The 9,172-nt window shown below is 66.8% G+C and carries 7 protein-coding genes; all 7 read left to right on the top strand.

The window, feature by feature from the left end:
- The first annotated feature begins 93 nt into the window (after positions 1–93).
- The 7 genes from BGP17_RS20260 to BGP17_RS20230 all read left to right on the top strand — a co-directional run bounded on the left by BGP17_RS20260 (position 94) and on the right by BGP17_RS20230 (position 9,120).
- Complete coding sequence (locus tag BGP17_RS20260; protein ID WP_286713386.1) at positions 94–1,260, top strand: efflux RND transporter periplasmic adaptor subunit; 1,167 nt, start codon at positions 94–96, stop codon at positions 1,258–1,260.
- Between the two features lie 139 nt (positions 1,261–1,399).
- Positions 1,400–4,660 carry an efflux RND transporter permease subunit gene (locus BGP17_RS20255; RefSeq protein WP_286713384.1) on the top strand — a complete coding sequence of 1,087 codons (3,261 nt, stop codon included), beginning with the start codon at positions 1,400–1,402 and terminating at the stop codon, positions 4,658–4,660.
- 2 nt (positions 4,661–4,662) lie between these two features.
- Positions 4,663–5,004 carry a DUF190 domain-containing protein gene (locus tag BGP17_RS20250; protein WP_380925914.1) on the top strand — a complete coding sequence of 114 codons (342 nt, stop codon included), beginning with the start codon at positions 4,663–4,665 and terminating at the stop codon, positions 5,002–5,004.
- A 103-nt stretch (positions 5,005–5,107) separates the two neighbouring features.
- Positions 5,108–5,794, top strand: coding sequence for a ZIP family metal transporter (locus tag BGP17_RS20245; RefSeq protein WP_286713383.1), 687 nt, complete (start codon positions 5,108–5,110; stop codon positions 5,792–5,794).
- Between the two features lie 43 nt (positions 5,795–5,837).
- Entirely contained in the window at positions 5,838–8,372 is a 2,535-nt protein-coding gene (locus tag BGP17_RS20240) for a heavy metal translocating P-type ATPase (RefSeq protein ID WP_286713382.1), read from the top strand.
- Positions 8,369–8,848 (top strand): SRPBCC family protein, encoded by a 480-nt coding sequence (locus BGP17_RS20235; protein WP_286713380.1) that lies wholly within the window; start codon positions 8,369–8,371, stop codon positions 8,846–8,848. The genes BGP17_RS20240 and BGP17_RS20235 overlap by 4 nt, the downstream gene beginning before the upstream one ends.
- Positions 8,845–9,120: a hypothetical protein gene (locus tag BGP17_RS20230; protein ID WP_286713379.1), complete on the top strand. Its 276-nt coding sequence runs from the start codon at positions 8,845–8,847 to the stop codon at positions 9,118–9,120. Before BGP17_RS20235 ends, BGP17_RS20230 begins: the two co-directional genes overlap by 4 nt.
- The last annotated feature ends 52 nt before the right edge of the window (positions 9,121–9,172 follow it).

The following is a 9,172-nucleotide window of genomic DNA, read 5'->3' as shown; positions in this document are numbered from 1 at the left end:
CGCCCAGATCGATGCACTCGCTGCCTATCATGATGCCGAAGCCCGCCTGGCGCGCCTGACGACGCCGGCCCCTTCGCTTTCCGGAGACATGCAATGAACTTCAATGACAAGCGCCTCCTTGGCGGCGTCAGCGCGGCCGTGCTCGTCGCCGCGGTGGGGGGCTTCTCCGTCGCTCGCATGACGGCGCCATCGGCACCGGTGGCTCAGGAAGCCGCCAAGGCGGAACCGGCCAAGGCAGAAGCGACGCCTGACAGCGTCGCCATGACCGCCGAGGCGATCAAGTCGGCAGGCATCGAGACCGAAACCGTCAATGCTGGCGGCCTCGGTGCCGAGGTAGTCGCGCAAGGCACGGTCACCGCATCGCCAAACGGCGAAGCGGTGGTCACCGCCAGAGCGGGAGGCGCGGTCATCCGCGTCTTCAAGCGCCTTGGCGACAGCGTCCGTGCGGGCGAACCGCTCGCGATCGTTGAAAGCCGGGACGCGGCCCAGCTCGCCTCCGAGCGGACGGTTGCCAATGCCCGGGCCGAGCTGGCCCGCAAGAATCTCGAACGCGAACGGTATCTAGTCCGGCAGCGTGTTTCGGCGCGGGTCGATCTCGAGCGTGCCGAGGCGGACTATGCTGCGGCACAGGCCGAGGTGCGTCGAGCCCAGGTGTCCGCTGGCGCAGCCCGTGTCACCAGCGATGGTCGCGGCGTGATCGTCACGAGTCCGATCTCCGGCCGGGTCACGGTTGCCACCGTGACGCTGGGTGCCTTCGTCCAGCCCGAGGCGGAACTGTTCCGTGTCGCCGATCCGCGCCTGGTCCAGGTCGAAGCGTCTGTGGGCTCGGTCGATGCGGCCCGTATCGCACCGGGCGACACCGCCGTGGTCGAGATGCCCAACGGCCGCACCGTCAATGCGCGGGTCCGCGCGGTGACCCCGACTCTCAACGGCGAGACGCGTGCCGCGACTGCGGTGCTCGACGTCGATGGCGGGGAGCTGCAGCCCGGTCTGGCGGTTCGCGTCCGTCTGAAGCCGAGCCGCGGCGAAAGCTCGACGGCAATCGTCGTGCCCGAGGAAGCCGTTCAGTCGGTCGAGGGCCGCGACGTCGTGTTCGTCCGGACCGCCGCCGGCTTCAAGGCGGTTCCGGTATCGCTCGGCCGCCGCAGCGCGGGCCGGGTCGAGATCCTGAGCGGCCTGTCGAACGGCCAGACGATCGCGACGCGCCAGGCGTTCCTGCTCAAGGCCGAGCTCGGAAAGGGCGCCGGTGAAGAGGAATGACGCTGGCGCCAGCGCCACGAGCGACAGCAGCCGGGCCTAGCGCCCGGCCGGCTGCCGGCCTCGACCACGCCGCTCCGTACATCATCGCGTCCCGCGTCGCCTTTGCCGACGCGGTCGACCCGCCTTTGGGAACGAACCCATGATCGCAAGTCTAATCGGACTATCCGTCCGCGCGCGCTGGGCAGTGCTTCTGCTCTTCCTGGCCGTCGCCGGCATCGGTGTCTGGCAGCTCACCAAGCTGCCGATCGATGCCGTCCCCGACATCACCAATCGACAAGTCCAGATCAATACCGTCGAACGCGGCCTCTCGCCGATCGAAATCGAGAAGCGCGTTACTTTCCCCATCGAGACCGCACTTGCGGGCATTCCGGGCCTAGAGACGACACGGTCGCTCTCACGCAACGGATTCAGCCAGGTCACCGCGATCTTCACCGATCAGACTGACCTCTACTTCGCGCGCCAGCAGGTGAGCGAGCGCTTGACCCAGGCCCGGGATTCACTCCCGGACGGCGTGCAGCCACAGATCGGGCCGGTCACCACCGGACTTGGCGAAGTGCTGATGTATTCAGTCGATTTCGCCAATCCTGGCGGCAAGGGCGCGACCATCAAGGACGGCCAGCCCGGCTGGCAGCGCGATGGCAGCTTCCTCACCCCTGAGGGCGACAGGCTCGCCGACGATGTCTCGCGTGCTGCTTACCTAAGAACGGTGCAGGACTGGATCATTCGTCCCCAGCTGCGCACCGTGCAGGGCGTCGCCGGCATCGACTCGATCGGGGGCTACGCCAAGCAATATATCGTCGAACCCGATCCGGTGAAGCTGTCGAACTATGGCATCTCCTTCTCCGAGCTGGCCAAGGCTCTGGAGGCCGCGAACCTCGCGGTCGGCGCCAACTACTTCAACCGCGGCGGCGAGGCATTCCTCGTTCGAGCCGACGCCCGTATCCGCGATCTCGACGAGATCACCGATGCCATCGTCGCGACGCGCGGCGGCATACCCGTCGCCATCAAGGACGTCGCCAATGTCCGGATCGGCGGCGAACTCCGGACCGGCGCGGCCAGCATGAACGGCCATGAGGCCGTGATCGGCACCGCGCTGATGCTGATCGGCGAGAACAGCCGCACCGTTGCCGGCGCGGTCCGCGACCGTCTCGACAGCATTGCCAAATCGCTTCCGCCCGGCATCAAGGTCACGCCGGTTCTCGACCGCTCGAAGCTCGTCAACGCCACCGTCTCGACGGTCCAGCGCAACCTTGCCGAAGGCGCCGTCCTTGTGGCGGCGGCCCTCTTCCTGCTGCTCGGCAACTGGCGCGCCGCGCTGATCGCCGTGCTCGTCATCCCCTTCTCGTTTCTGATGATGGCGATGGGCATGAACGCCTTCCGGGTCCCCGGAAACCTGATGAGCCTGGGCGCATTGGATTTCGGCCTGATCGTCGACGGCGCCGTCATCATCATCGAGAACTGCCTGTTCAGGCTGGCGCATCGACAGGAACATGAAGGCAGGTTGCTGACACTTCGGGAACGCCTCGAAGAGACGATGCGGGCCAGCCAGGAGATGATCAAGCCGACCGTGTTCGGTCAGGCCATCATCCTCCTCGCCTTCGCGCCGCTGCTGATGTTCACCGGAGTAGAGGGCAAGACCTTCTCGCCGATGGCCATCACCATCATGCTGGCGCTCGTTGCTGCCTTCATCCTCGCGCTCACCCTGGTCCCGGCGCTCGTCGCGCTGCTGATCCGCGGCAAGGTCGCCGAGAAGGAAGTCTGGCTGATCGCCAAGTCGAAGACGCGCTATATCCCACTCCTCGAGCGGGCCGTCGCCAAGCCCTGGCCGTTCATCGGCGCAGGGTTCGCGTTCTTCGCTGCATCGATCTTCGTGTTCGGCTTCCTCGGGCAGGAGTTCATTCCGCAGCTCGACGAGAAGAACGTGGCGCTGGCCTCGACCCGCGTTCCCTCGGTCGCCCTCGAACAATCGCTGATGATGCAGCGGGGTGTCGAGCAGGCGGTATCGAGCCTGCCCGAAGTCGAGCTGATGTTCTCGAAAACGGGTACAGCCGAAGTCGCGACCGACCCGATGCCGCCCAACATTTCGGACGGCTTCGTCATCCTGAAGCCACAGGAGGAATGGCCTGCCGGCGTCAAGACCAAGGCCGATGTCCTGGCGCGCATCGAGAAGGTCTCGGGCGCCAAGCTGGGTCAGGTCTATGAAGTCAGCCAGCCGATCCAGCTGCGCTTCAACGAACTGATCGCCGGCGTCCGCGGCGACGTCGCGATCAAGCTCTACGGCGACGATCTCGACAAGATGGGCGCTACCGCGACACGGATCGTCGCGGCGCTCCAGACCATCCCGGGAGCGGCCGACGTCAAGGCCGAGCAGACCAGCGGCTCGCCGACGCTGGAGGTCAATTTCGACCGCGCGGCGATTGCCCGGTTCGGGCTCACCGTCGAGGAGGTCGCCGATACCGTCGCCGCCGCGATGGGCGGGCGTGAAGCTGGACTGGTGTTCGAGGGCGACCGTCGCTTCGAGATCACCGTCCGGGTGCCCGATACGACGCGCCAGAGCCTGGACGCGCTCGCCAACCTGCCGGTCCTGCTTCCCAACGAAGTGAGCGGCAAGCGCGAGTCCGTGCCGCTGTCGCGCGTGGCGCAGTTCCGGTTCAGCGAAGGCCTGAACCAGATCAGCCGCGAGAACGGGAAGCGCCGCGTGGTCATCCAGGCCAATGTGCGTGGTCGCGACGTGGGTTCGTTCGTCGCCGAGGCCCAGGCCGCGGTCGACAAGGTGGCGCTTCCGGCGGGCTCCTATCTCGAATGGGGTGGGCAGTTCCAGAACCTGCAGGCGGCGTCGCAGCGCCTGTCGATCGTCGTGCCGCTCTGCTTCGCGGTGATCTTCGGCCTGCTCTACATGGCGCTTGGCGGACTCTCGCGGGCGGCCGCGGTGTTCCTCGCGGTGCCGTTAGGCCTCGCCGGTGGCGTGTTCACCCTCGCAATGACCGGGATCGCCTTCTCGGTATCCGCCGCGGTCGGGTTCATCTGCCTTGCGGGCGTCGCGGTGCTCAACGGTCTCGTCGTCATGACGGCGATCCGCGAGCGGCTCGATGCCGGCGTGGAGCTCAGCCGGGCGATCATCGAGGGCACCACCGAGAAGATGCGCGCGGTGGTGATGACCGGGTTCGTGCCGGCAATCGGCTTCGTGCCGATGGCGCTGGCCCACGGCACCGGTGCCGAGGTGCAGAAGCCACTGGCGACGGTGGTCATCGGCGGCCTCATCGCGGCGACCATCCTGACGCTGCTCGTCCTCCCTGCGATTTCCAAGGTCGTCCTCGGTTGGGGCGAACGCTTGGCGGCGCGCCGTGAGGAGCGCGTGGCGGCGCAGGGCAACACCCAACCCGTAGAGCAAGGAGAATGACGATGCAGAACCACAGGCTCCTTCGCATCTATACCGATGAAGCCGCCTATTTCGGGGACCGCAAGGTCCTCGAAGTGGTCGCCAGTCGTGCGCGCGACGCACATCTCGCGGGAGCGACGATCCTGGAAGCGCTGATCGGCTTCGGCCATTCGGCACACCAGCACCGCCGCCATGTTCTCGAAAGCGATCGCTCGGTCGTCATCGAGATCATCGACGCGGAGGAAAAGCTGCGCAGCTTCGCGGCGACGCTCTCCGACGTGCAGGGTATCGGGCTGATCACGCTCGAAGCGGTCGAGGTGCTGGGTGGCAACACCGCACTTCTGACCGGCACGGACGCGGCCTGATGAAGGGGTGCGGCATCTGGTCGCGCGGCTCGGACGAGCCGCGATCGGCGGGTGTCGCACCCTTGCCCGCCATCGGCGCATCCAACCAGCCAAGGAGGGCTCGATGCCCGTTCTGAGCTACACCATCATCCCACTCCTCGCGATCCTGCTCGGGTCGATCTTCGCGGTCATCCGTCCACCGGGTCCCCGGTTGGTGAGCGCGATGCAGCATCTCGCCGCGGGTGTGGTGTTCGCGGCCGCTGCGACCGAGATCGTCCCCCAGGTCATGCACGGCGCCTATACGACGGCGACACTCATCGGTGGCACGCTCGGCGTGGTGACCATGCTGGGGCTGAAGGCCTTCGAAGGGCAGTTCCGAGGGCCGGCCGCGCTGCTCGGTGCCATCGCAATCGATATCGCGATCGACGGTCTTGTGCTGGGGCTCGCCTTCGTCGTCGGCACCAAGGCCGGCCTGCTCCTCACCATCGCCCTCACTCTTGAAGTGCTCTTCCTCGGCCTCACGCTGACCACCGAGCTGGGCGAGACAATCCGCTCCAAGGCCAAGATCATCTGGATCGTCGGCGCAATCGCGCTCCTCCTGCCCGGCGGTGCCGCACTCGGCTTGTCGGTTGCCGAGCTGCCCGCCCCGGTCATCGTCGGCTTCCTGAGCTTCGGCCTGATGGCGCTGCTCTACCTCGTCGCCGAGGAGCTGCTCGCCGAAGCCCATGCCAAGAAGGACACGCCGCTCGTCACCGCGATGTTCTTCGTCGGCTTCCTCGCCCTGCTGCTGATCGAAGAGACGCTCGGATGAGCGCGCCCCGCAATCTCGAAATTCACAGTGAAGGATCGAACCTATGAGCGCCAAGCTCCGCCTGGATATCCCCGTCATCCTGCCAGAGATTCCGAATGCCGCCGATGCGTGCGTCGGCCGGCTGTTGGGCGAGCTCACCGGCAGGCCGGGTATCGAGCAGGTCCATGTCGTTAAGGGCGATGCGGCCAATGCGCCCGCCCAACTCTGCGTCCATTACGACCCGGACACGTTATCGCTCGCCCGGATCAACGAAATCGTCGTTGGCACCGGGGCCGAGCTCACCGAGCGGTTCGGGCATCTCGCCTGGAACGTCGATGGTATCGGACACCAGCGCAAGGCGCGCAGCGTTTCGGACCAATTGCTTCGAGTGAAGGGCGTGCTGGAAGCGGAAGCCAGCGCCGCCGGCATGATCCGGATCGAATACGACCGCGATGCAGTCACCGAAGAGGCACTGCGCAGCTTCCTCGGCCAGATCGGCGTCCATGAGCGCAAGCCCCACGGCACCAAAGCCCGTCCCGTTACCCCGGGCCAAGGGGAGGCCAAGCACGACATGGAGCACAACCACAAGCCCGGCGAGAAGCACGATCACGGCGATCACGATCATGGCGACGGTGAAGGCGGGCACGAACACGCACATGGTGGCATCTTCGGCCCGAACAGCGAGCTGATCTTCGCGCTGCTCTGCGGCGCCTTGCTCGGTATCGGCTTCGCGATCGAGAAGCTGGTGGCCACACCGGCATGGGTACCGCTCGCCTTCTTCATCGGCGCTTACGCGTTCGGCGGATTCTTCACGCTGCGCGAGGCGATCGATAATCTGAAGCTCAGGCGCTTCGAAATCGACACGCTGATGCTCGTCGCCGCAGCCGGAGCTGCGGCACTCGGGGCCTGGGCCGAAGGCGCGCTGCTCCTGTTCCTGTTCAGCCTTGGCCATGCGCTCGAACATCACGCGATGGGCCGCGCCAAGCGGGCGATCGAGGCATTGGCCGAGCTTGCCCCGCAGACCGCCCTGGTCCGCCGGGATGGCAAGGAGACCGAGATCCCGGTCGAGGAACTGGAGATCGGCGACACCGTGATCGTCAAGCCCGACGAGCGGATCGCGGCCGACGGCTTCCTCATCAAGGGCACCAGCAGCGTCAACCAGGCACCCGTCACCGGCGAGAGCATGCCGGTCGACAAGCGGCCGGTCGTCGATCATGCTGCCGCGACCGCTGCCCCTGAAACCCTCGAGTCCGCTTATCGGGTCTTCGCTGGCACGGTAAACGGCAGCGGCCTGATCGAGATCGAGGTCACAAGGAAGTCGAGCGACAGCGCACTCGCCAAGGTGGTCAAGATGGTGAGCGAGGCGGAAACGCAGCGGTCTCCGACCCAGCGCTTCACTGATCGGTTCGAGCGGATTTTCGTGCCCTCGGTGCTGGCGCTCACCGTCGCGTTGCTGTTCGCCTGGGTCGTCGTCGACGAGCCTTTCCGCGACAGCTTCTACCGCGCGATGGCGGTGCTGGTCGCCGCCAGCCCCTGCGCGCTGGCGATCGCCACGCCGAGCGCCGTCCTGTCGGGCGTTGCGCGCGCCGCGCGCGGCGGCGTGCTGGTCAAGGGTGGCGGACCGCTGGAGAATCTCGGCTCGCTGAACGCCATCGCGTTCGACAAGACCGGGACGCTGACCGAAGGTCGGCCGCGCATCACCGACGTCATCCCGGTCGACGGCGTATCCCAGTCGGACCTGCTGTCCATCGCCGTCGCAGTCGAACGGCTGAGTCATCACCCGCTGGCGCGCGCGATCGCCGAGGACGGGCTCGACCGCGTTGGCGATCTGGCCATTCCGACCGCGAGCGATCTGGAGAGCCTGACCGGTCGCGGCGTCCGCGCGAAACTGGACGGCGCGACGATCCTGATCGGCAAGGCCGAGATGTTCGGCAGCGACGGCGTTGCCCCGCTCTCGGCCGAGATGTCGGACGCGATCGCGAAGCTGCGCTCGGGCGGGCGCACCACGATGATCGTGCGACGCGACGACAAGGATTTGGGCGCCATCGGCCTGATGGATACGCCGCGCAAGTCCGCCAAGGATACCCTCGCTCGCCTCCGCAAGCTCGGCATCACGCGGATGATCATGATCTCAGGAGACAATCAGAAGGTCGCCGAGGCCATCGCCGCCGAAGTCGGGATCGACGAAGCGATCGGCGACCTGATGCCCGAGGACAAGGTCGATGCGATCCGCAAGCTGCGCGACAAGGGCAAGGTCGCGATGGTCGGCGACGGGGTCAATGACGCGCCCGCCATGGCCAACGCCACGGTCGGTATTGCGATGGGAGCCGCGGGCTCGGACGTGGCTCTCGAGACCGCGGACGTGGCGTTGATGGCAGACGATCTCGCCCACCTGCCGTTCGCGGTCGGCCTCAGCCGCAGCACGCGCGCAATCATCCGCCAGAATGTGTTCGTCAGTCTCGGCGTCGTGGCCCTGCTCGTCCCGGCGACGATCTTGGGCCTCGGCATCGGCCCGGCGGTGGCAGCGCACGAAGGTTCCACGCTGCTGGTGGTGTTCAACGCGCTTCGGCTGCTGGCATATCGGGACCGCGGCGCGTGATCGCGGTCGAGAACGAGATCGCCGTCGCCGCGCCGCCGGCTAAGGTCTGGCGGATCCTGACGGACTTTCCCGGCTACAAGACTTGGCATCCGTTCATCCGCCTGACGGGCGAGGCCAAGGCCGGGGCGGAGATCGATTATGAGTACACCAGCGACCTGCGCACCCGCCGCAAGCGGCATTCGCCGGGCAAGATCACCCGTCTTGAACGCAATGTCGCATTCGAGTGGGCCATGGGGATCCGCCATTTCTTTGAGCAGGTAGAACGCTACGAGCTGGCGCCGCATCCGCTCGGCACCAGGCTGCACCATCGCGTCGAGTTTCGGGGGATGGTCGGCTTCCTGTTTCGGGGCCGCCCGAGCCGAGCGAGCCACGCCCGCATGTGTGAGGCCGACGATGCGCTTCGCACTCTGCTTGCGGGCAAGAAGCCATCGCCCGCCAAACCACCAGCCCGTAACGGCAGGAAGCAGCGCCGATGACCGGCGATGGCGGAGAAGATCGGCCCACGATCCCGCGTGCGCGCGCGAACGGCGGCCGGCAGTGGTCCGAAGACGAGGATGCGCAATTGCGCGCGCTCATCGCCGCACGCGAACCCCCGGCCGCGATCGCCCGGCGGATGCAGCGGACGCAGGATGCCATTCGCGGGAGAGCCGGCCAGCTCGGTCTCGCGGTACCCTCACCACTACGGCCCTGGCGCAGGCATTGGGGCCGGGCGCTGCGCGAAGAGCTTGATCGTGAAATCGACAAGTAGATTAGAGATCCGGGGACCCGGCCTCGGCAGACGGCGACCGAGCCGCCGGCGA

The sequence above is a fragment of the Sphingomonas sp. 67-41 genome, assembly GCF_001899725.1.
Classification (GTDB): Bacteria; Pseudomonadota; Alphaproteobacteria; order Sphingomonadales; family Sphingomonadaceae; genus Sphingomonas; species Sphingomonas leidyi.
This window is presented reverse-complemented; position numbering and strand designations above follow the sequence as displayed.

Excerpts from the sequence above, each read along its gene's own strand:
- BGP17_RS20260 (WP_286713386.1), top strand. The coding sequence starts at position 94 with ATGAACTTCAATGACAAGCGCCTCCTTGGCGGCGTCAGCGCGGCCGTG.
- BGP17_RS20255 (WP_286713384.1), top strand. The coding sequence starts at position 1,400 with ATGATCGCAAGTCTAATCGGACTATCCGTCCGCGCGCGCTGGGCAGTG.
- BGP17_RS20250 (WP_380925914.1), top strand. The coding sequence starts at position 4,663 with ATGCAGAACCACAGGCTCCTTCGCATCTATACCGATGAAGCCGCCTAT.
- BGP17_RS20245 (WP_286713383.1), top strand. The coding sequence starts at position 5,108 with ATGCCCGTTCTGAGCTACACCATCATCCCACTCCTCGCGATCCTGCTC.
- BGP17_RS20240 (WP_286713382.1), top strand. The coding sequence starts at position 5,838 with ATGAGCGCCAAGCTCCGCCTGGATATCCCCGTCATCCTGCCAGAGATT.
- BGP17_RS20230 (WP_286713379.1), top strand. The coding sequence starts at position 8,845 with ATGACCGGCGATGGCGGAGAAGATCGGCCCACGATCCCGCGTGCGCGC.